The following is a 21489-nucleotide window of genomic DNA, read 5'->3' on the forward strand; positions in this document are numbered from 1 at the left end:
TTTGCAATCGTGAAGCCTGTAGTTGTCTTTTATAAACCATCATCCGCCACGGTGGATAACAAGCCGCAGTCTGCCCCCCAGCGCGGAGCGGCACAGACGGCCTTACAACAACAACTCCATACCGCCGCAAAGCGCAACGACGCAGAGGCCCTTTTGCAGTTGGTGCGGCAGGGCGCCAATCTCACACAGCTGCACAGCAAGGGGAACACGCTGTTCCACACAGCCGCCTATCACGGATCGGTTGATTTTATTCAGGAACTGGTGGCTGCACTGCCCGATCAGGACGCGCATCGTATGATGAACCGGGCCAATGAGTACGGTTCCACGCCCTTGCATTCAGCTGCTAAAAAAGGGCATGTCAAAGCTATCAAACTTCTGCTGGATCTGGGCGCGGAACCAAACGTCCGGGATCATCAGAAGCGGACACCGCTGGATCTGGCCATTAAATCCAGGCACACCCGGGCTGCTCAGGTTTTTCAAAATCCCCGAGAGGTCAGTGATGTTTTTGTGTCATCAAGCACTCCCAGTGGTTCCAGTGAAGCACTGTCGGCTGGCATGGCCAGGGGTGGGGCTTCGAAAGCAGCGCTTTTCCCAAAACGTTTTAGCTCCGGCCTAAACCCCTTTGCCCAGTCCTTTTCCCCGCGCAGGGTGGCCCATCAGGTTTCCGATCCTGATTTGCAGCTTCCTGCCGAGTCAGAACTGCTGGCACCGGAAGCATTTTATCAGGTTGAGCAAACCATGGCGTCAGAATCCACCCGGACGGAGTCCGAGCCGGGCAGCTTCCCCGCTTCGCCGGTTCAATCGGGACGTTTGAATATTTTTACCGGACAGTGGGGTGATCCGTTCCTACCGCAGCAAGCCGAGGAAGTGGTCTTGAAGGGGTTGTCTATCCTGAATCGGATCAACACAAAATGTCCACTGGAAGGGGTGTCTCTCTTTTCACAATCAATCTCCCTGAATTCAGAGCACTTTGCCCCTTTCATCCGGCCATCGGAAGAACCGTTTACTCCAGTGGAACGCCCGGAAGGTGAGAAAAGAAGGCCTTTCATCGCTGAAGGAATTTAGCGCTTTTTAATCGACGAGCTTCCTGCCTTCATCAAGATCTTTCTTGAAGCCTTGCACCCAGGTAGCGTACTCTTCTTCGTGGGCGTCTCCAGTGCCCACGTAGGCTTTGGAGGTCTCAAACAGGTCGCCGCCTGCTTTTTCGGCTTTGTCCTTGAGTTCCCATGCACCCATCATAATATTATCATCGGGGTTATCAGCTTTCAGGCCACGGGGGGCATTGGGCTGGCTTTCCATAACAAGGCCATAGGTGTGATCGCTGATTTGCATCAGACCTTTGTCAACATGACCGTTACCGCCGTTCACCGTTTCCACCTCTGGGACACCTCGGGACTCTGCCCACATGGTGGCTTTAATGTAGTTGGCGGGTAGCCCGGTTGACTCCGCCGCCGCTCTGATTTGAGCGTCCCATCGATCAAGCTTCGCGTGACCGCTAGGGCTGGGGATGCTGCTCGGGTTGCCTGCCGCTGGGCCAGCAGCAGGCTGACCCGCTGGTCCGGGGGCAGTTGCTCCGCCCGGGCCACCGGTATTATCAACGGCTTCATCACCGGGATTGTTACCGGCATCATCAACGGCGCTCGAACCGGGAGGCTTGGTGACTTCGGCCTGGGGATCGTCATCCTGGGTTGCTTGCCCGGCGGGAGTGGAAGGTGGGTTTACACTGCTCCCGGGATTCAGGGGTACGGAACCAAAGGAACCAGTGGCACCCGGGCTATCAGGCGGAGCAGAAGGAGACGGAGGTATGCCAAAGGTACTGAAAGAGCGGGTACTCTGGGTGCTGAAGCCCAACCTTTGGAAAAGGGCATTCAAAATTTCAGAAATACCACCACCCATAAACGGCATGTCAAAAAAGTTACTCATGGCATCGGCTTGAGGCGCTGGGCCCGAGCGAGGAGTGGGCGGAACGGGGGGGCGAACCCCTGTCAAAAAGCGATTACTCATGTATAAAGGAAGCGGCTGAATCGGGTTCATAAGCTCAATTTCTCTCTCTCACTTTAAAAACGCTACCGGGCAAAAAAATGGTGTTCAATGCCTGCCAAGCGCTGCTAATTTCTAAGGATTTGCTTGCGTATCAAGGGCAGAAGGCCATGGCCTATCAGAAAATCTGCAAAACATTGTCACTTGCGCTTGATGGGATCTATAGTTTGATGTGACTTTTAATAGAATAAAAACACCGCTTGCTTCAAATTTGATCGCGCGTGCGACAAGAAGCCCTTTTTTTCGGAACGCATAAAAGGGCTGCCCCCGCAGAGACAGCCCTTTTTCAGGTATTCAACAATTATCCCCGGGCGCTTTTTTTCGGTTCTGCGCCATACCATTTCTGACGCCAGTCTTTTAGTTTTTCTATTTCTTTTTGCTCGGTCTCAATCATCTTTTCAGCCAGTTGCCGGACCTCTGTATGCTCGGCCTTCTGCTTGGCGTCCTCAGCCATCTGGATGGCCCCTTGGTGGTGCTGGATCAGGGTATCAATGTACTGCTTGTCGTAAGCGAAGTTGGGGTTGTTCGAGGGGTTATTCAAGGACTGTTTCATCAGATCCTGGCACTGATTCATGGATTCGGCCATAGTTTTCTGGGGCATGGTCTGTTTGGAAGGCTCATTTTCTCCCCTGACCAGAGCCTTGCCGGTAGACGGCGGCTCCACGGATTTGCTGACAGGGCGATTGACCTGAGTACAGCCTGATAACATGCTTGCCCCAAGGAGAATCGTTAACACTACGCTCAGAATATTGAAACTTTTTGGCGTGCAATAAATTCGACTCATTACAAAACCCCCTCCATTGATTCATTACGGATATGTTAAACGTAAAATCAGCCACTTCAATTCCCTGGTTGTCTAATCCGTTAAAATCAAAATCAGGGAGTGAAATCAAACGGCATACCGGATCGCCGGGTTGGGGCATGTTGATCCGACAAAAACTAGAGCGGCTTTCCGACGGCCCGTTCCAGATTACTGATGGAGTCCTGAAATTCATCCAGGGCTTTCAGGTATTCCATGCGGGTGTTCATATATGATTCCTGAGCGGCCAGGGGGAGATAAATGCCCGTTTTACCCACTTCAAAACTCTGGCGGGATAAAACCAGAACCCGTTCGGCTGTGGGCAGTAACTCCTTTTCATACTGGCGAATGCGTTGACGATTCACGGTGAATTGATAGTAGGCATTGGTTACCTCCAGAATGACACTGTTTTTCAAGGCTTTCTGCTGGGCTTCCAGTTGCGTTTTTTGGGCTTTGGCCTCCTGTATGGGGCCCTGTTGTCTGTTGAATAAAGGAACGGGGACATTGGCGATGGCGAAAACATTCACTTGGCGCTGCCCCGGTTCGGCGACCAAATCGGGACCAACGGTCAGGGAGACGTCAGGCAACCGGTTGGCTTTGGCCAGGGCCAACTGACGCTCCGCCACGGTCATTTCCCGGAGATTTTGATGCAGCTCGGCACGGTTTTCCAGAGCCAGATTCACCAGATGCTCCAGAGTGGCCTGCTGAATGGTCACTTCGCCTTGTAAAATCAGTTCATCCAGTTTCTCCGTGATCTGGGTTTGACCGGTTTCCGTTTGAATAATCGTGGGTGGGGTCAAGTCCCAAGTCATGGCCAAAGGCTTTCCCAGCAGGGCATTCAGGAGGGTTCTGGCCGATGCGACTTCTCCAAACGCCATGTAGGCGTCGTTTTTAGCCTTCAGAAAAGCCAGTTTGGCATATTGTACGTCCAGACTGGCCACATCTCCCGCTTCCTGTCGTTTTTCCGCCACAATCATTAATCGCTGATTGGTTCCAGCGATGTCCTCTGCGGTCTGTAGCCTCTGTTGAGCATCATACAGGTGGGTGTAGGCGTGACGCACCTCACGACGCAGGGACTGCGCCGTATTTTGAATTTCGGCCAGCAGGACGTCCCGTCTGGCTTTGGACAGTTCTATCTGCTTCTGGCGCTTTCCACCCAGTTGGATGGTTTGCTCAATGCCCAGACGGTAGGTCTTTTCGGCAACCCCGTTGTCGCTGATAATGGCGGGATTCAAGCGGGCCGAGGCGGTTACAATCTCCGCCTCCTTGATCAGCAGTTCGGCTTTTTTGGCCTGTAGGGACGGGTTATTGACCAGCGCTTCCTGAAAGGCCTTTTCCAGTGTCAGGGTGTCGGTGGCTTGAGCCCAGCCTGAGATGAACAGTAATTCAACCCACAGAAGAATGGTCGCCAACCGCACTACCGAACTCAGCGCAGCGCCCGGACCCGGGATCTTCAATTCTCCTGGGCTCCATAGACAGAGTTTTCTACTCAAAAATATGGATGAATCAAGCCGTTGCAACATAATGACCTGTCATAAAACTGCAAAGTTTGAGCTTTTTCTTTTAGTAGGTTTTTTCGTTATGAATGCAGTGCGGTGTTACCTTTGTCGGCCAAATCGAAGCTAAACCGGTGAATTTTTTTAAAAACTGAATCGGGTCAATTTTTTACCGTGGGATGAGTATATTACGTTCATTTTAAAAAAGCACTTGCCCGGAATTGAGTCGTGGATGTGCTATTACTTTTTAACCATTTGATTTAAACTGTCCGACAGCACACTGTACGATTGCTTTGCGCAAGGGGAGGAGGACTGTCATGCTTCAGTCGTCATCATCGCACCCGTCGATGGATCAAGGTGTTGATGCCTTGTTGAAAGCGTGTGACCGGGAACCGATTCACACGCCAGGCAGTATTCAACCGCACGGGATGCTGCTGGTCTGTACAGAACCTCACTGGACGATTGTCCAGGTCAGTGCCAACGCAGATCGGTATCTGGGCATTGCGCCCGACCAGATTTTGAACCGCTCCCTGCTGGAGTTCCTGAGTGAAGCGCAGTCGCTCATTTGCCAGAACGCTTTAGACAGCAATATTTTGCAGGCGGGAAACGTTGTCTTTCTATTTCAGTATGAGTGTCCGGGCGATGCGGCGAAGGTGTTGAATGTCTTTGCGCATCGACACAAGGGGTTCCTGATCGTGGAACTGGAAACGGTGCCTCTGAAAGCAGGCTTGGGCCATGAGGCGCTCATGTTCCAGTTGAAAAATATGCTTTCCAGAAGCAGCCAGGAACCGCAAGACACGCAGCAATTCTGGGACCCCATTATTCACGACATCAAACGGATTACCGGTTTCGATCGGGTGATGGTTTATGAATTTGAACCCGGGGGACACGGCTCCATCATTGCTGAGGTTAAAGAGGCCCACCTGGAAACCTATTTGGGCCTTCACTACCCTGCTACCGATATCCCCAGGCAGGCCCGGGAATTGTACCTGCTGAATACGCTGCGAGTGATCCCGGACATCCACTATGAGCCGGTTCCGATTATTCCGCTGATTAATCCGGTGAGCGGGGATTTGCTGGATTTAAGTTTTTCTGACCTCAGAAGCGTGTCTCCCGTTCATGTCAAATATCTTCAAAACATGGGCGTGTCGGGGACACTGACTATTTCCATCGTCATTAATAACGCGCTGTGGGGGCTCATTGCCTGCCATCACTACAGTCCCATTTATGTTCCCTATGAAGTGCGAACGACTTTAATTGTTCTGGCCCGCTTTATTTCCCAGGAGTACAGTTTGCGTCTGCAACGTCGGGAGTATCAGTATCAATTGGAACTCCAGACCATGAAAAGTCATTTTATTGAATTTATGGCCCGTTCGGAAACGCTGGTGGAAGCCCTGATTAACTTTAATCCCAATATTGGTGATTTTATTCAAACCACCGGAGCGGTGATTTGCGAAGCCACCAGAGATGATGGCGAAATGAACATTCATACCATCGGCTCCACGCCCACCCATGAAGAAATCAAAGCCCTGATTGGCTGGCTTCAGTTCAATATGACGGACTCTCTGTATAGTACTGACGAACTGGCCAAAGTCTATCCGCCTGCCGAGGCTTACCGCAGGGTCGCATCTGGTTTGCTGGCCATTTCCCTGTTACCGGAGCCGGGGAATTACGTGCTATGGTTTCGACCTGAAAAAATCCACACGGTAAGCTGGGCGGGTGACCCGACAGAGGGAAAGGACACCCTTAAACCGGGGGACGTTCTGACCCCTCGATCCTCCTTTGCCCTGTGGAAAGAGTCCGTAAAGCTGAAAGCGGAGCCCTGGACAAGCTATGAGCTATTAGCCGCCAGAGAGATTCGCGATATTATTGTGCGCCTGCTGTTATTAAAAACCGAGGAGTTGCGGGAAAGAAATAGAGAACTGGAAACGCTGGTGGAAGCCAAAACCCAGGCCCTGATCCAGAGCAATCAGGATTTGGAGCAGTTTGCCATTATCGCTTCTCACGACTTGCAGGCGCCCTTGAGAAAGGTGAGTCAGTTCAGTCATTTTTTAATGACCAATGCCCATCAACAACTCTCGGCGGAAAATCAGGATTATCTGGAAAGAATCCAGAAGTCGGTTTATAAGATGCAGTTATTGATTGATGACTTGCTGCAATTATCCAAGGTGACCCGAAAGACGCTGCAATTTTCCCCCAACAACCTGCGCGATGTCATTATGAGCGCCATTCGGGATTTGGAGCCTTACATCAAAAGCTGCAAGGCCACCGTTCATATTGGAGACACCCTGGTCATTGATTGTGACCCCATGCAACTGCATCAGTTATTCCTGAACCTGATTGAGAACGCCGTCAAATTCCACAAACCCGATACCTTGCCCATGGTCAGCATTTCCGCTAAGGCGCTGGATAATAACTGGTGTGAAATTCTGGTGACGGATAACGGCATCGGGTTTGATGAAATTTATCTGGATCGCATTTTCAAGGTCTTTGAACGGCTCCATGGGGTCTCTTCCTTTGAGGGTACCGGGATTGGTCTGAATATCGTGAAACGGGTGGTGGAGCGGCACTTCGGGACCGTGACCGCTCACAGCAAGCCGGGTGAAGGGTCTACTTTTATCGTTCAGCTCCCCATCAGCCAGAAGCAAATGGGTATTGTGGCCCAAAAAACCTTTGCCTTGCCTGATGTCTAGACCGTAGAGACAGCCCGTAAATATTCCTATTTCGCATCACTTATTTCAAATCTGAGAACGCTGATTGATCCATCAGTCTATGCGAAGGGGAGTACTTTAAGACTCGTCCCTGGCTCAATGTACGGAGGGTGATTATCTTGTACTTTGAAATCAGGAAATGTGAACAATGCCTGAAAGGCCCATCATCGATCATAAGGGGTATCACGGTGAAAGAATTGATTTTTTGTCTGGTTGTGGGTACCGCCATCTGGAATAACGGACACTTTCAAAATCTGCTGAGCGATGCGGACGCTGAATTGTCGGGTTTGGTCAACCACTTTGAAAACTATGTTTACAAGCTGAAGCACGTGGTTTAGCCTGTCAGGGCGATTGCCGGGGGGCTTCCCGAACAAAACGGAGCGTAACCCCCATGGAGGGCCATTGAGGGATGACACAGACCACTGACCCCGACGAGGAACTCTCTCTGGCCGTATTTTTATCCGGGAGCCATTGAACCCCAAGATTGGGCGTGCCTCCACATTGAGAAACCAATACGGACCATTGCTGGAACGCAAAAAAGGGCCGAAGCCCTTTTGAGAAATTTTGGAGGCGGCACCCAGATTCGAACTGGGGGTGAGAGTTTTGCAGACTCCTGCCTTACCACTTGGCCATGCCGCCTTGAATAATGGAAAGCATAGGGCGAACGTGGTCAAAAATCAAGCCTGATGAATGGAAACTCGGGCCTGTGCAGAAGGCAAAACAGGGCTGAGCCTCTGATGCTCAACCCTGTAGTTCTGCTGAAATATACTCGGACAGTCTTCTCAGGCCACCGGGACGGAAGCGTCATCCAGGGCGGCAATGCCCGGCAGGACTTTTCCTTCCAGAAACTCCAGGCTGGCCCCGCCGCCGGTACTCACGTGGGAATACCGATTGGGGTCAATGCCAAACTGTTCAATGGCCGCTACGGTGTCTCCACCACCCAGCACGGTGCGGGAAAGGCCTTGTTCGGTCAGTTGGGCCAGGGTTTCGGCGATTTGACGGGTGCCGTTGGCAAAGACGGGAAACTCAAACACGCCCAACGGGCCATTCCACAAGACCAACGGGCTTTGCTTGAGAATGCCTTGCAGGTTGGCCACTGAGTCCGGGCCAATATCCAGCCCCATCCAGCTATCCGGGATGGTGTCCACAGAAACGGTTTTACTGGTAGCATCGGCCTTAAAGGCGTCGGCAATGACCACATCGGTGGCCAGCACGATTTTGCCAGCCCCTTTGGAGAGCAATTGCCGGGCAGTGTCCACAAAGTCATCCTCCACCAGGGAGTTGCCCACGGCCTTACCTTGGGCCTTGAGGAAGGTAAACAGCATACCCCCGCCAATCACCAAGTGCTGTACCTTCTCCAGCAAATTCTCCAGCACCGTAATTTTGGTGGAAATTTTACTGCCGCCAATAATGGCGGTCAGCGGCTCAGGGCTATTCAAAACGGTGGACAGGGTTTCAATTTCCTTGGCCATGAGCAAACCGGCCACTTTGGGTTGCAGGTAATGAGCCACCCCTTCGGTGGAGGCATGGGCCCGGTGGGCGGTGCCAAAGGCGTCATTGACGTAGACATCGCCCAAAGCGGCCAACTGTTTGGCCAGCGCGGGATCGTTTTTCTCTTCACCCGGCGCAAAGCGAATGTTTTCCAGCAGCAGGATTTCCCCGCTACCCATTTGGGCGATTTTCGCCGGGGTATCCTCCGCCAAGGGCGTCGCCGCAAAGTGAACCTTAATGGCAGGGAGCAGCTCTTGCAAGCGCTTGGCCACCGGGGCCAGCGAAAACTCCGGGGAGGGCTTGCCTTTAGGGCGGCCCAAATGGCTCATAATGATGACCTTGGCCCCTTGCCCGGTCAAATACTGTAAGGTGGGCAAGGCTTCCCGAATGCGGGTATCGTCGGTAATGTTTAACTGGGCGTCCAGCGGTACGTTGAAATCTTCCCGCACCAGTGCCCGTTTGCCCTGCCAGTTTTGAATATCCCGAATGGTCAATTTTTGCGTCATGGTTTTAACGCTCCCCAAATAAACGTGACGGTCGTAGGTTCTGGCTAGGCCAGCATTTCCTTCAGCAACTGGTTCACCAGCTCCGGGTTGGCCGAGCCCTTGCTTTCTTTCATGACCTGACCCACAAAGAAGCCGAACAGTTTGTCCTTGCCGCCCCGGTACGCTTCTACGTTGGCCGGGTTGGCGTCAATCACCTTCTGAATCAATTCCCGCAAGGCGCCCGCATCGGAAATCTGGGCCATGCCTTTTTCCTGCACCAGCTTCTCCGGTTCGCCGCCATGCTCCAGCAACTCGGGCAACAGTTTTTTGGCCATGGCGGAACTGATGGTGTTCTTGTCCACCAGATGCACCAACTCGGCCAGCGCTTTGGGGCTGAGCTTGGTTTCAAAAATAGACACCTTGTTATTCTTCAGATAAGCGGTAATATCGCCCTGAATCCAGTTGGAAACGGCCTTGTAGTTGTCGGTATGTTCTACGGCCAATTCAAAAAAGTCGCCCATTTCCTTAAATTCCACCATGACCCCGGCGTCATATTCGCTCAGGCCAAAACCAGTGATCAGGCGATCGTAACGCTGATGCGGCAGTTCCGGCAGGGTTTGGCGCAGATGTTCCACTTGCTCCCGGGGAATGGCCAGGGGGCGCAAGTCCGGGTCGGGGAAGTAGCGGTAATCGTGCGCTTCTTCCTTGCTGCGCATGGTTTTGGTGCTTTGAGTGGCCTCATCCCACAGGCGGGATTCCTGGGTGATTTTGCCGCCCGCTTCCACAATCTCGATTTGCCGGGCCACTTCGGATTCAATGGCCCGCTGCACGGAGCGGAAGCTGTTCATGTTCTTGATTTCAGTCTTGGTGCCGTACTCGGTACTACCCACCGGGCGAATGCTCACGTTGGCGTCGCAGCGCATGGAACCCTCTTCCAGGTTGCCATCGCAGACATCCAGATAGCGCACGATGTTGCGAATCTGCTGCATGTACTCCCGGGCCTCTTCGGCGGAGCGAATATCGGGCTCGGACACGATTTCCACCAGCGGAGAACCGGCCCGATTGAGATCCACCAGACTGTAATCGGACCCGGCCAAGCCCACCGCGCCCGCGTGAACCAGTTTGCCAGCGTCTTCTTCCAGGTGGGCCCGCAAAATGCGCACGTGCCGTCCGTTGGACAGGGTGATGGAGCCGTGTTCGCAAATGGGGTAGTCGTACTGGGAAATCTGGTAGCCCTTGGGCAAGTCGGGGTAGAAGTACTGCTTGCGGTCAAACTTGGTCACTTCGGCAATCTGGCAGTTCAAGGCCAGACCCAAACGAATGGCGTACTCCACCGCCCGTTCGTTCAAAACCGGCAAGGCCCCCGGCAACCCCAGACACGGGGTGTTGATGTTGACGTTGGGCTCATCGCCAAAGGCATTGGGACTGGGGTCAAACAGCTTGGAATCGGTCTTGAGCTGGACGTGAACCTCCAGACCGATTACGGTTTCGTACTGAACGGGAGCTTGCGTGACCATAGGGGGAAATGCCTCATATATCGTGTGCGGTAATGGGCACATTATAACGAGGACAAGGGAGGGAACCAAGTGCCTGCCAAATCGGTTCGACTCGGCGTGGATTATGCTAGGCTAATGAAGCGCCACGGGATAGCCTTTTCTGGCGATTGGTCTTGCCCGCTAATCGCTGCCGTGGCTGGAATCGAAAGGCCCTTATGACCGAGTTCAGTCCATGAGTCTAGAACCCACCCCCACCCCTGAGCGGAATGAGGCGGTTCAGGCTGGCGAACCGCCTTTTTGGCGTCGCTGCCCCCTGACCCTGGGCTTTGTGCTGCTGTTGACCCTGATTTACACCTTGAGCAGCTTTCCCAGTGGCTTTCAGAAACCGGCTGACGGTTTTATTATTCTGGGCGGCTTTTACCCGCCACTGGTGCATCAGGGAGAATGGTGGCGCTACATCACCGCCACGCTGCTGCATGCCAACCCCATGCACTGGTTCAATAACATTGCAGGTTTGCTTATTTTCGGGAATCTGCTGGAGCCGTTGCTGGGAGCGCCCCTGTTGTTCAGCCTGTATCTGGGCTCGGCGGTGGGCGGGTTGTGGCTATCCAGCATCATGCTGCCCAAGGGCTTTACCTTTGGGGCTTCGGCCATTGATTTTGGGCTGGTGGGCGCTTATTTGACCCTGATGTTACTGGCCCGGCTACAAACCAACCAGGCGGCCTTCTGGAAAGAACTGCGCGGGGCCCTGATTTTAAGCGTTATTTTTGTGCTGTGGAGTATTACGGAAAGCGCCACCATTAACTTCTGGGCCCATTTGGGCGGCTTGTTGACCGGCATTGGCTTTATGCTGATTCTGTGGCTGATTCGCAAACGCCCGGCGGGGTAAGGGCTGCGTTTTTTAGCCGGATTCGCCGGACTCTACCCCGGAATTTACCAGAGGGCCAGCCCGGTTTGCACGTCCGGGCAGCGTTCAAGAAGGTCACTGTCAGAGTGCCCCTGAAACGCAAACAGCACAAACTCCGCGGCGAAAATGGCCGTGGTCCCCGGCCATAAGTGCCCTCCCACGGTCTGGTAATCGGTATCGGACAGCACAATGTGCAAATGGGCAAAGGGCTTGCCATCCTTCAGGGAAATATTGCCGCTGCAACTGACGATTTCATAGTCTCCACTCAGCGGCTGATGATGATAGCCATGCTCCCGCTGGTCGTAATAGCTGATGGTGCCTTTCTCCAGCGCGCCAATGACATTGACCCAGCCCGCGTTGATATTGTTCTCAAGACAAAACCGCTCCAGCGACTGGATGATGTCGGCCCCCTTCTCCAGGCGGCCCATATGCACCGTGTCGGCCTTAAAGGCCCTTGAAACCTTGACCATCAAACGCACTCCGCACAACGCGATTTTACTGCGTGAAAATCTCTTCTGTATTATGCCAGTCTAGCGCCAATCTGGCAAAGGGAATCCTCCCGAGTTGCCCTTGCCCACAGCCAGCAGGCCTGCTATTGTATTGCCCAGTGACTTGATCTGTCTTTTGGGAAGCGTTCAAAGTCATTTACCCGGCAATTTATCGATTATTCCGGTTTTAATTCAGGCGTTGGCCTGAGCCCACAGCCCCTCTCCCTCACGTGATCCCCCTTTCATTTTGGTTTGAAGGAGCCCCTCGTGTCCCCCTACAGCGAATCCCCCATCATCGTCCAGAAATTTGGCGGCAGTTCCGTAGCGGACGCCGAAAAAATCAAAAAGGTGGCCCGGATCATCGTGGACACTTTCGAGAAGGGGTACCGTACCGTGGCCGTTATTTCCGCCATGGGGGACTCCACCGATGATCTGGTTGAATTGGCCGGTCAATTGTCTGAAAATCCGGGCGGGCGGGAGTATGACGCCTTGCTGGCTACCGGGGAAATGGTCTCCGTGGCCGCTGTGGCCATGGCCATTCAGACCATGGGCTATCAGGCCGTCAGTATGAACGGGGCTCAGGCTGGCATTCACACCGAGGATTTGCACAACCGGGCCCGGATCCTGGAAATCAAGACCGAAAACATGCTCAACCACCTGAATCAGGGCTATATTGTTCTGGTGACCGGCTTTCAGGGGATCAACAGCAAGGGCGATTTCACCACGCTGGGCCGGGGCGGCTCGGATACCTCGGCGGTGGCCTTAACCGGGGCTCTGAACGCGGAGCGTTGCGATATTTACACCGACGTGCGGGGCGTGTACTCCACCGATCCCCGGGTGGTGCCCGAGGCCATCAAGATTGATCAGATTTCCTACATTGAAATGATGGAGCTGGCCCGGGTAGGGGCTCAGGTGCTTCACCCTCGGGCGGTGGAATTGGCCCGGCAGGGAAACATCAAGTTATGCAAACGCAGTACCTTTTACCTGGAGGATTCTGGAACCATGATGATTGGAGAAGTCAGCTCCGACCGGGGTAACGCCGTGACCGGCATCGCCTGTGACAACAGCCAAAGCCGCTTTGCCGTGGTCGGTTGCCCGGATCAACCGGGGGTGGCCGCCGAGATTTTCGGCAGTCTGGCCAACGAAAACATCAGCGTGGATATGATTATCCAGTCTCTGGGCAAGCGGGAAGGCACCAATGACATTGCCTTCACCATCAACAGCACCGATGCCCATGACGCCCTGCGCGTGCTGAAAGCCGTCCAGCAAAAAATTGGGGCGGACACCATCACCAGCGACACTGAAATCGCCAAAGTCAGCATTGTGGGCGCCGGGATGATTGATCGTCCGGGCATTGCCGCCGAAATGTTTGAAGCGCTCTCTGACAACGGCATCAACATCAAGATGATCTCCACCTCCGAGATTAAAATCAGCTGTCTGGTCGATAAAGCCCAGGGTCATGAGGCTGTTCGGGCCATTCACCGCAAGTTTTTCCCCCATGCCCATTCCGCCGAGGACGTGATGGTCAATGAGAAAGTGGGCTACTAACCCCTGCTAGTCCCCACTCTGGAAGACCGTTTCGCTAATCCTGTCCAATAGCCCCAGTCGGCTGGCCGTATTTTCATCGTAAAACAGTTTTTTTTCAAAAAAATTGGACCGGTACAAACTTTCGGCGGTGACGGTGTTCAGTGGCCCGGTCAAAGGGGCTTCCGACTGAAGTACGGTTGGATGCTGCTTGGCCAGGGGGCGAATGATGGGGCAGACCAGCACCCGCCCCGGCTTGAAGGTTTTACCAATTTCCGCCAGTACGGATTGAGGCTCATAATCATCCGAACGGGCGGCCACCAGATTCATCAGCACCCACTTGTTGCAATTGAGACTTCTGTCGCCGTCAAAACGGGTAATGACATTGTAGTCTTTGGTGAATTGCAATTTTTTGTAAGCCCCACTCTCGATGCCCCGCCGGAGTTTTTTCCGCAAGGCCTTGTCGGGTATGAGCAGCATGGCGTTTTCGTCGTGGTTCGGCTGGGTGTAAAAGAAATCCAGCGGTTGATTGCGCCAAATATCGCAGCGGGGAGACTGATCGCAAAAGTCATTGAGCAGGTTATAAATTTCCCACTGTTGACTTTTTCGGTTAAAAATCAGGATGCCGCTATGCTCCATCCAGGTGCGGTCCTGAGTTTTGGAAATATGACTTCCCCCCCGGGCAAGCACCGCGATATCGGCCTTGGCCTCCTTCATCTGTTCCAACGTCCAATCTGATAGCCTTTGGGCAATCTCCAGCTTCCGGGGATTGTTAATGACCACGGTCTCAAAAGGAGGCTCTGCCAATTCCGGGCGAGGCGGCGGACAGGAGCGATTCCACTCTCGCCGGTAGAGAGACGGGAAAAACATGAAATAATGCTCGGCCTTGCGATTGTGTAAAGGCGGCAAACCGGCGCTGCTGAGCGGCTTTAGCCGTGGCTGCGGCACACTCCGCCCCGCGGCTGACCTGAACTGATCCCTGGGTGGCGCGCCCGCAAAGGGGCTCATGGCGCTTTTTAACTGCCGGGCCGATTGATGCTCCTTGGACAAATTTTTGGATTGCGCAGGCTGACTGGCAGGCAGCGCCCAGACAGGTAATTTTAACAAAACCCTCAACCCCTCTTCTTGACAATAGACGCCTTCGGCAGAGACCCCTCCGATTCCGTTGGATTCCGTCTATCGTGTGTTTTTACAGTGAAACCCACACCCATTGCAAGGATATATTTGTTGTGTATTTTACCTGGAAAAACAAAAGATTCAAGCCATAAAAAAAGAAGCGGCGTTTGTTCATTACCGCTTCTTTTTACGATTGCATACTGCGGGTTACTAGCCTTTTTTGCCGTTGACCAGTTTCAGGCGAGTCAGCGCACGGGCCAGCGATTCCTGAGCCTGGGCGATTTCACGCCGGTCGCTCAGCTGACGCAGCTCGGCTTCCGCTCTTTCTTTGGCCCGGGTGGCCCGAACGGAGTCAATTTCCCGGCTCAACTCAGCGGCATCCGTTAACACGGTCACTTGCTTGCCATCGGTACTCAGCAGGCCGCCCATCACAGCCAGCGGATACTTCTGACCGTTCTGGGTGTAGCTCATAATACCCACGGTCAGCGGGGTGACCAACGGAATGTGCCGGGACTGGATACCGATCATGCCATCGATGGTCTTGCCGACAAACGATTCCACTTCGGTTTCCACTACCACGCGCTCAGGGGTTACGATTTTCAATAACATCGTCAAAACTCCCGGCCCTAGGCTTTCAGCTTGGCCGCTTTTTCACGAGCCTCTTCGATGCTACCGACCATGTAGAAGGCCTGTTCGGGCAGATCGTCGTGCTGGCCTTCCAGCAGTTCCTTGAAGCCCCGGATGGTGTCTTCCAGCTTGACGTATTTGCCGGGGCTGCCGGTAAATACTTCCGCCACGAAGAAGGGCTGGCTGAGGAAGCGCTGGATTTTGCGGGCCCGAGACACGGTCAGCTTGTCATCATCGGACAGTTCATCCATCCCCAGAATGGCGATGATGTCCTGCAATTCCTTGTAACGTTGCAAGGTGGCCTGAACGCCACGGGCAACCTTGTAATGTTCTTCGCCCACAATCAGCGGGTCCAGAGCCCGGCTGGTGGAAGCCAGCGGGTCAACGGCGGGATAAATGCCCAGCTCGGCGATTTGACGGGACAATACGGTGGTAGCGTCCAGGTGACCAAAGGTGGTGGCTGGCGCCGGGTCAGTCAAGTCGTCCGCAGGGACGTAAACGGCCTGAATGGAGGTAATAGAACCATCCTTGGTGGAGGTAATACGCTCTTGCAGTTCACCCATCTCGGTGGCCAGGGTGGGCTGATAGCCTACCGCGCTGGGCATCCGGCCCAAGAGAGCGGATACTTCCGAACCCGCCTGAGTGAAGCGGAAAATGTTGTCCACAAACAGCAGTACGTCCTGTTTGGCCACATCCCGGAAGTATTCAGCCACGGTCAAGGCGGACAAGGCTACCCGCAGACGGGCGCCCGGAGGCTCGTTCATCTGTCCGTACACCAGCGCTACTTTATTGAGTACGCCCGCTTCCTTGAATTCGTGGTAAAGGTCGTTCCCTTCACGGGTGCGTTCGCCCACGCCACCAAACACGGATACTCCGCCGTGTTGCTGAGCGATGTTGTTAATCAGTTCCTGGATGATAACGGTTTTACCGACACCGGCACCACCGAACAGACCCACTTTCCCCCCTTTGGAGTAGGGAGCCAGCAAGTCCACAACCTTGATCCCGGTCTCGAAAATCTCAACTTCCGTGGTCCGCTGGGTCAGCGTCGGTGCTTGACGGTGAATGGGCCAGTTTACGGCCGCTTCTACCGGGCCTGCCTCATCCACGGGTTCGCCCAGTACGTTGAGAATACGGCCCAGGGTTACATCCCCGACCGGTACGCTGATGGGCGCGCCGGTGTTGATGACTTTCATGCCGCGCATCAGGCCTTCGCTACTGTCCATGGCCACGGAACGCACCCGGTTGTCGCCCAGCAATTGCTGCACTTCGGTTACTAGAACCACGGGATTGCCATTGGCGTCCTTGTCTTCAATTCTCAAGGCGTTGTAGATTTCCGGCAACTCGCCTGCGGGGAACTGAACGTCCACAACCGGGCCGATGACCTGGGTGACAACGCCTGTGGAGGTTTTTTCAGCGGTTTGATGCATAACCTGGACCATGAATGTCTCCTGTTAAACGCTTGGGGATTGGGTAAAAATGAAAAACCTTTCAAGACGCCTCTGTAGGGCGTCTTTCCCTCATTGAAACTGCTTTTTGCAAAAGAGGTTGAGAATGAGGACAACAAGCCAATCTTGCCATAAAAAAGCGCTTCGTCAACCCAAAAGGCTTCCGCTATAATGGACGCATCGAGTTAGAGCCTGCCCAGCGCAAACGCAGAGGGACCTATTTTATGATGACTGTTCAACCCTTTAACAATAATCGTATTTTTCAGTCGGTTTTTTTCACGGCCAAAGCGCTGTCCTTTTGTCTCTCGTTGGCCCTGACGGGCTGGGTGCCCTCGCTCGCCCAGGTGACAGCGCCTCCACCCTCCCTGACCCCTTCCTCCTCCTCTGTCCTGAAAATTGAAAGTGGCAGCCAGAAGATACCCGCGGGAACCATGCTGACGGTGGCCTTCAACACCACCATGGACTCTCGTGTCAGCAATGTCGGAGATCCCTTTAATGCCTACCTGACGGAGGATTTCACGGTTAGGGGGGATCAGGCCACCCGGCGTGTGGTCTTACCAGCGGGCACCACGGTCCGCGGACGTATTCAGGAGGTCAAGCGGCCTTCCTTCTTCAGCCGGGGCGGGGCCATTTTCCTGAGTTTCGATCATGTGGTGGTGCCCTCGGGAGAGTTGTTGCCGCTGACGCTGAACTTATCCACTGAAAACACGCTGGTGAACAAGCAAGGCGCCTTGTACACCGACCCGGGGATTGGCAAAAAAGTGCAAAAAGGGGTGGAGTTGGGAAAACAGACCTTTGAAGACATTGCCAATCAAGGGCTGACCGCTGGAAAGCAAATCGCTGGTGGGCTGGGGACCATTGTTACCGTCCCGGCTACGGTAGTGGGCGGGGCCTTGGCGGGCACTGCGGTTACAACGGGGAAAGCGGCAGTGGCAGTGGTGGGCAAAGGCGACAGCGTGGTCATTAAGCCCGGGGATACGGTGACCATTGACTTCGGAGGCTCTTTTAACCTGCCCGTTGAATAAACCCAATCGTTCGCAAAGGGCAAGACATTGACCTTTAAAGGAATATGGCCCATCATTATGAACGTGTTAGAGTCTGTTAGAGTGATAAATTGGGGATAGCGCTGTTCTATCGCCAACTGAATTGGTACTGTTTGAGGAGTATTTGAGGAGATATGTTGATGAATAACCTGCTTAAAACAGGTCTGGTAACCGTTGTGATGTCTTGCCTGCTGGTTGGAGCCATGCCTGCTTCCCTGGCTGAAAATACCGATCCGCCAAAATCCGGCAAAATCTCCGGACGCTCGGTGGCCGCTGGTGTGTTGTCCTTTCTGGTCTGGCCGGGTATTGGTCAGGCCGTAAACAGCAATAAGGGGCAAAAAGTGGCCACTCATGCCGTCATTGGTCTGTTTCCCCCGTTCCGCTTCTGGTCCGGCTGGGACGGACTGGTGGATCGCAAGGGCGGTTACTGGAACGGTAAAATCTAGTCCGGCCTTGGCCGATTAAAACAGATAACCCGCCCTGAGTTGATGCTCGGTGCGGGTTATTTTTTGAGAGACAGATGGAAAAACTGATACCTGAGGAGTCCTGAGAATCTGCCCGATTAGGCCCCGCCCGCAAAGGCTTCCTTGAGTTTGCCCACAATGGAGGCTGACTGATGAATGCGTCCCTTTTTACTGCGCTCCTGCTGGAGTTCACCCAGTTTTTGCAGCAACTTCTTCTCTTCTCCGCTCAGTTGGGTGGGGATTTCTACCTGAACTTCGACGTAGTGATCCCCCCGCTTGCTGCTGTTATTCAAGTGGGGAACCCCCAGGGCCTTCAGGTTAAAAATATGCCCATTTTGAGTGCCCGCGGGAACCTTGATGGGCTGGGGGCCTTCCAGTGTATTGACTTCCACTTCTCCGCCCAGGGCCATAATGGCGTAAGGTACTTCCTGCAGGGAGTAGACGTGATACCCGTCCCGCTTGAATTCAGGATGCGGCTTGATTTGCAGAACCACGTACAAGTCTCCGGGGGGGCCGCCCTTGATACCCGCATCCCCTTCGCCAGCCACCCGCAAGCGGGTTCCCTGATCCACTCCGGGGGGGATGACGATGGATCGCTTGGTTTCAACGGCTGTACGGCCCTGCCCCTTGCACTGGCCGCAGGGGTTTACAATGATGGAGCCGCTGCCTTGACAGTTGGGACAGGTTACAATCTGGGTGAAATGTCCAATAATGGTCTGGGCCGTTTGGCGAACCTGCCCCTGACCGCCGCAGGTGGTACAGACCGAGGGCCCGGAACCTGCCGCCGAGCCACTGCCCTGACAGGGTTCGCAATTTTCCAGATGGGTAAAGGTGATTTCCTGCTTGGTGCCAAATACGGCATCATTGAATTCCAGTTGCAGATCCAGACGGAGGTCATTGCCTTGTTGGGGTCCGCCGCGTCGGCGTTGGCCCCCGTAGCCAGCGCCTCCGCCAAAGAAAGAGGCGAAAATATCACCCAAGTCGGGGAACCCTTCAGCAAAATCCCATTGCGGTTGGTAGCCGCCACTCTTCAGGCCGTCGTGCCCGTAATTGTCGTAAACCTGGCGTTTATTGGCGTCGGAAAGCACGTCGTAGGCTTCGCCCAATTCCTTGAACTGGGCTTCGGCATCGGGGCTCTTGTTGGTGTCTGGGTGACAGGCCTTGGCTTTCTTGCGGAAAGCCTTCTTGATTTCCTCTGCAGATGCACCTTTGGAAAGGCCAAGGATCTCGTAATAATCACGCCGGGTTGTACTCATGGCTGGTACTTTCTGAATGCTTCAATATTTCAGGACAAAATTTCAGGACAAAAATAAGACCGACGCCCGTTGCTGGCGCCCAGTCACCCGCTACAGTATTGGCATTATACAGGAGTCCCTGATCTGCAAGCCAGAAATACTAGGATTGGGCGAAGGGATTGACGGGCGTTTGGGCAGGCTCACCGCTGGCCGCCGCAGGCTTGGCCGTCTCGGGGGCTGACGCTTCCGGGGCCCCGGTGGACACAATGACTCTGGCTGGACGAAGCACCTTGTCAAACAGCTGGTAGCCGCTTTGCACTTCGTGGATGATGGTGTCCTCGGGGAATTCGGCGCTGTTCATCTGGCTGACCGCCTCATGTTGCAGGGGGTCAAATACCTGGCCGATTGAAGGAATTTTTTTGACGCCCATATTGTCCAGTCCGTCCATTAACTGGCGGTGCATCATACTAAAGCTCTTGTAGAGCAGCTTGGGGTCAGAGTCTTCTTTCAGACTGCCTGTGGCCCGTTCCAGGTTGTCCAGCACCGGCAACAGCTCCAGAATATTTTTTTGAGCGCCATATTTGGCCAGGGATTCCTGCTCGTCCCGGGTGCGCTTGCGGTAGTTGTCAAAGTCCGCGGCCAGTCGGGTGAACTGGTCCTGCAATTGCTGGTGTTTTTCCTGCAGGGCCGCCAGATCCGGGCTGTTTGCGCTTTCGCTGGATGCGGAAGGTCCAGGCTGAAATTCATCGGGCTTGTCGTTGTCCTGTGCCCCTGACATGGACTCAGGCGATTCTGTTTCCTGGGCTTCCTGACGGGAGGATCTGTTAAACATACTCAATTCCTTCTACACGGACCACGGTTGAATAAACAGTTTAGTAAAAAAATCTGGATAAAAAATAGACTGGGTTGAGCCGTTCGCTCAGCGGGTGTTGATGAACCGGCTGGCTCTGGCAGGCTTTCTCGCCTGCAAGCTCAATCGGTACCAGACGGATTGCCAGATAAAACACCTGTCTGGCGCTCATTATAGAACACTCCCGACTTGGGACAAAGCGTCTTAAGCTTTTTTTAAGAGTTGCAAAACAGGTGGCGAACAGGAAACCCGCTTGGCATGTTCTGACTTTAATGATAAATCATGCCCATACAGGATAGGGGCTTCTTCCTTTACCCCCGCCCGTCTGCAGTGTTCATCCGGCCTGAAGCAAAGCCTTGATGCTTTCAGACTATTTGTTTAAAAAACAGCTGGCGGTTCGGTAAAAGAGCGACTGTTGTAACAAAGGCTTAACAATAGAAAAGCGAATAGCAACACCCTGGCTTGAGCGATCTTACTAGTTTAGTTCCAAATGCGAATGCGATTAAAAGGGGCATTTACTTTATGGCAATATCAACAATCCTTCCCCAACAGGCGGTTCCTCCGGCCCAGCCACCCCAGTCTCGAACCTCGGGCGCCCTGGTCCTGAACATCAATGCGCCTTTAAGCAACTACGCTGGGGATGTCCCAACCAGCGCCCCGAACACTGGGGTTGCCAACCCCGGCCCGGCTCCTGTCGCAGATACTTTCCAGCGCAGAAATTCAAACCCCATCGCGCCCAATCCCGCCGCTTCCCCCAGAGAGCAACTGGAACAGCTTTATCTGAACGCCCTCAACGCCCGAAATGACGCTGAGCAAGCCCGGAATTATTACCTGAATCTGGCCAACCAGCTGAACAACCAGGCGTATGTGAACAGTCAGGCGCAAGCCCCCGTATTGCCTCAGTCCCCGGTACAAGCCCCGGTTCAGCCAACAATGCCGCCTGTACCCCAAGGTAATCCCCTGGCCGCCCAGCAATTCCAGGAACAATTAAATCAGTTGCAGCAAATGCAACAGGCTCAACTGCAACAACAGCAACAGCAATTCCAGCAACAGTTGCAACAGCAGCAGGCCCAGCAGCAAGCTCAAATTCAACAGTTACAGCAACAAATGGCCCAGCAGCCGCAGGCTCCCGTGGGAATGGACCCGGCCTTACAGCAGCAGATGATGATGCAGCAAATGCAGCAGCCACAGGCCCCCATGGGAATGGACCCGGCTATGCAGCAGCAGATGATGATGCAGCAAATGCAGCAGCCACAGGCCCCCATGGGAATG

19 protein-coding genes, 1 tRNA gene and 1 pseudogene are annotated in these 21489 nt (G+C 54.0%); 8 read left to right on the forward strand and 13 right to left on the reverse strand.

Annotated features, from left to right (window positions below):
- Positions 1-9: 9 nt before the first annotated feature.
- Positions 10-1065, forward strand: coding sequence for an ankyrin repeat domain-containing protein (locus DF283_RS08540; protein WP_303674344.1), 1056 nt, complete (start codon positions 10-12; stop codon positions 1063-1065).
- A 6-nt stretch (positions 1066-1071) separates the two neighbouring features.
- On the opposite strand, the gene DF283_RS08545 is transcribed toward DF283_RS08540, so the two are convergent.
- The 3 genes from DF283_RS08545 to DF283_RS08555 all read right to left on the reverse strand — a co-directional run bounded on the left by DF283_RS08545 (position 1072) and on the right by DF283_RS08555 (position 4296).
- A complete protein-coding gene (locus DF283_RS08545) occupies positions 1072-2034 on the reverse strand; it encodes a transglycosylase SLT domain-containing protein (protein ID WP_303674345.1) in 963 nt (320 codons plus the stop codon).
- Between the two features lie 307 nt (positions 2035-2341).
- On the reverse strand, positions 2342-2749 hold the full coding sequence (locus DF283_RS08550) for a DUF305 domain-containing protein (protein WP_303674346.1): 408 nt from the start codon (positions 2747-2749) through the stop codon (positions 2342-2344).
- A 230-nt stretch (positions 2750-2979) separates the two neighbouring features.
- A complete protein-coding gene (locus tag DF283_RS08555) occupies positions 2980-4296 on the reverse strand; it encodes a TolC family protein (RefSeq protein ID WP_303674347.1) in 1317 nt (438 codons plus the stop codon).
- A gap of 356 nt (positions 4297-4652) precedes the next feature.
- Here DF283_RS08555 and DF283_RS08560 point away from each other — a divergent pair, with 356 nt between their 5' ends.
- Both DF283_RS08560 and DF283_RS08565 read left to right on the forward strand, forming a co-directional pair.
- Positions 4653-7028, forward strand: a complete 2376-nt coding sequence (locus tag DF283_RS08560; protein ID WP_303674348.1) for an ATP-binding protein — start codon at positions 4653-4655, stop codon at positions 7026-7028.
- A 206-nt stretch (positions 7029-7234) separates the two neighbouring features.
- Positions 7235-7384: a hypothetical protein gene (locus DF283_RS08565; protein ID WP_303674349.1), complete on the forward strand. Its 150-nt coding sequence runs from the start codon at positions 7235-7237 to the stop codon at positions 7382-7384.
- A 227-nt stretch (positions 7385-7611) separates the two neighbouring features.
- Here DF283_RS08565 and DF283_RS08570 read toward each other — a convergent pair.
- From DF283_RS08570 to gatB, 3 genes are all read right to left on the reverse strand, one after another.
- A tRNA-Cys gene (locus tag DF283_RS08570) sits at positions 7612-7685 on the reverse strand.
- A 143-nt stretch (positions 7686-7828) separates the two neighbouring features.
- Positions 7829-9043 (reverse strand): phosphoglycerate kinase, encoded by a 1215-nt coding sequence (locus tag DF283_RS08575; RefSeq protein WP_303674350.1) that lies wholly within the window; start codon positions 9041-9043, stop codon positions 7829-7831.
- Positions 9044-9087: 44 nt separating this feature from the next.
- Positions 9088-10539, reverse strand: a complete 1452-nt coding sequence (gene gatB / locus DF283_RS08580; protein WP_303674351.1) for an Asp-tRNA(Asn)/Glu-tRNA(Gln) amidotransferase subunit GatB — start codon at positions 10537-10539, stop codon at positions 9088-9090.
- A 211-nt stretch (positions 10540-10750) separates the two neighbouring features.
- Here gatB and DF283_RS08585 point away from each other — a divergent pair, with 211 nt between their 5' ends.
- Positions 10751-11407 (forward strand): rhomboid family intramembrane serine protease, encoded by a 657-nt coding sequence (locus DF283_RS08585; RefSeq protein ID WP_303674352.1) that lies wholly within the window; start codon positions 10751-10753, stop codon positions 11405-11407.
- A 44-nt stretch (positions 11408-11451) separates the two neighbouring features.
- Here the strand turns inward: DF283_RS08585 and DF283_RS08590 are convergent, their stop codons facing one another.
- A complete protein-coding gene (locus DF283_RS08590; protein ID WP_303674353.1) occupies positions 11452-11895 on the reverse strand; it encodes a PPC domain-containing DNA-binding protein in 444 nt (147 codons plus the stop codon).
- Positions 11896-12180: 285 nt separating this feature from the next.
- On the opposite strand from DF283_RS08590, the gene DF283_RS08595 reads away from it, so the two are divergent.
- The gene (locus tag DF283_RS08595; protein ID WP_303674354.1) at positions 12181-13461 is read left to right on the forward strand and encodes an aspartate kinase; all 1281 of its coding nucleotides are present in this window, start codon (positions 12181-12183) and stop codon (positions 13459-13461) included.
- Between the two features lie 6 nt (positions 13462-13467).
- On the opposite strand, the gene DF283_RS08600 is transcribed toward DF283_RS08595, so the two are convergent.
- From DF283_RS08600 to atpD, 3 genes are all read right to left on the reverse strand, one after another.
- A complete protein-coding gene (locus DF283_RS08600; protein ID WP_303674355.1) occupies positions 13468-14544 on the reverse strand; it encodes a DUF2145 domain-containing protein in 1077 nt (358 codons plus the stop codon).
- A 219-nt stretch (positions 14545-14763) separates the two neighbouring features.
- On the reverse strand, positions 14764-15162 hold the full coding sequence (gene atpC, locus DF283_RS08605) for an ATP synthase F1 subunit epsilon (protein ID WP_303674356.1): 399 nt from the start codon (positions 15160-15162) through the stop codon (positions 14764-14766).
- A 17-nt stretch (positions 15163-15179) separates the two neighbouring features.
- Entirely contained in the window at positions 15180-16607 is a 1428-nt protein-coding gene (gene atpD / locus DF283_RS08610) for a F0F1 ATP synthase subunit beta (protein ID WP_443083006.1), read from the reverse strand.
- Positions 16608-16849: 242 nt separating this feature from the next.
- Between atpD and DF283_RS08615 the strand changes: the two genes are divergently transcribed.
- A complete protein-coding gene (locus DF283_RS08615; RefSeq protein WP_303674358.1) occupies positions 16850-17650 on the forward strand; it encodes a hypothetical protein in 801 nt (266 codons plus the stop codon).
- A gap of 158 nt (positions 17651-17808) precedes the next feature.
- The gene (locus DF283_RS08620) at positions 17809-18114 is read left to right on the forward strand and encodes a hypothetical protein (RefSeq protein ID WP_303674359.1); all 306 of its coding nucleotides are present in this window, start codon (positions 17809-17811) and stop codon (positions 18112-18114) included.
- A gap of 116 nt (positions 18115-18230) precedes the next feature.
- On the opposite strand, the gene dnaJ is transcribed toward DF283_RS08620, so the two are convergent.
- The 3 genes from dnaJ to DF283_RS08635 form a co-directional block, all read right to left on the reverse strand.
- Positions 18231-19388: a molecular chaperone DnaJ gene (gene dnaJ, locus DF283_RS08625; protein ID WP_303674360.1), complete on the reverse strand. Its 1158-nt coding sequence runs from the start codon at positions 19386-19388 to the stop codon at positions 18231-18233.
- 139 nt (positions 19389-19527) lie between these two features.
- The gene (gene grpE, locus DF283_RS08630) at positions 19528-20199 is read right to left on the reverse strand and encodes a nucleotide exchange factor GrpE (protein ID WP_303674361.1); all 672 of its coding nucleotides are present in this window, start codon (positions 20197-20199) and stop codon (positions 19528-19530) included.
- Positions 20200-20239: 40 nt separating this feature from the next.
- Entirely contained in the window at positions 20240-20389 is a 150-nt protein-coding gene (locus tag DF283_RS08635) for a hypothetical protein (protein ID WP_303674362.1), read from the reverse strand.
- 350 nt (positions 20390-20739) lie between these two features.
- Between DF283_RS08635 and DF283_RS08640 the strand changes: the two are divergent.
- Positions 20740-21489 (forward strand): annotated as a pseudogene (locus tag DF283_RS08640) (hypothetical protein); the annotation flags it as partial.

Source organism: Vampirovibrio chlorellavorus, assembly GCF_003149375.1.
Taxonomy (GTDB): Bacteria; Cyanobacteriota; Vampirovibrionia; order Vampirovibrionales; family Vampirovibrionaceae; genus Vampirovibrio; species Vampirovibrio chlorellavorus_B.

Coding starts and splice junctions, on each gene's coding strand:
- DF283_RS08545 (WP_303674345.1), bottom strand. CDS start 2,034: ATGAACCCGATTCAGCCGCTTCCTTTATACATGAGTAATCGCTTTTTG.
- DF283_RS08550 (WP_303674346.1), bottom strand. CDS start 2,749: ATGTTATCAGGCTGTACTCAGGTCAATCGCCCTGTCAGCAAATCCGTG.
- DF283_RS08560 (WP_303674348.1), top strand. CDS start 4,653: ATGCTTCAGTCGTCATCATCGCACCCGTCGATGGATCAAGGTGTTGAT.
- DF283_RS08575 (WP_303674350.1), bottom strand. CDS start 9,043: ATGACGCAAAAATTGACCATTCGGGATATTCAAAACTGGCAGGGCAAA.
- gatB (WP_303674351.1), bottom strand. CDS start 10,539: ATGGTCACGCAAGCTCCCGTTCAGTACGAAACCGTAATCGGTCTGGAG.
- DF283_RS08585 (WP_303674352.1), top strand. CDS start 10,751: ATGAGTCTAGAACCCACCCCCACCCCTGAGCGGAATGAGGCGGTTCAG.
- DF283_RS08590 (WP_303674353.1), bottom strand. CDS start 11,895: ATGGTCAAGGTTTCAAGGGCCTTTAAGGCCGACACGGTGCATATGGGC.
- atpC (WP_303674356.1), bottom strand. CDS start 15,162: ATGTTATTGAAAATCGTAACCCCTGAGCGCGTGGTAGTGGAAACCGAA.
- atpD (WP_443083006.1), bottom strand. CDS start 16,607: ATGCATCAAACCGCTGAAAAAACCTCCACAGGCGTTGTCACCCAGGTC.
- DF283_RS08615 (WP_303674358.1), top strand. CDS start 16,850: ATGATGACTGTTCAACCCTTTAACAATAATCGTATTTTTCAGTCGGTT.
- DF283_RS08620 (WP_303674359.1), top strand. CDS start 17,809: ATGAATAACCTGCTTAAAACAGGTCTGGTAACCGTTGTGATGTCTTGC.
- dnaJ (WP_303674360.1), bottom strand. CDS start 19,388: ATGAGTACAACCCGGCGTGATTATTACGAGATCCTTGGCCTTTCCAAA.
- grpE (WP_303674361.1), bottom strand. CDS start 20,199: ATGTTTAACAGATCCTCCCGTCAGGAAGCCCAGGAAACAGAATCGCCT.
- DF283_RS08635 (WP_303674362.1), bottom strand. CDS start 20,389: ATGAGCGCCAGACAGGTGTTTTATCTGGCAATCCGTCTGGTACCGATT.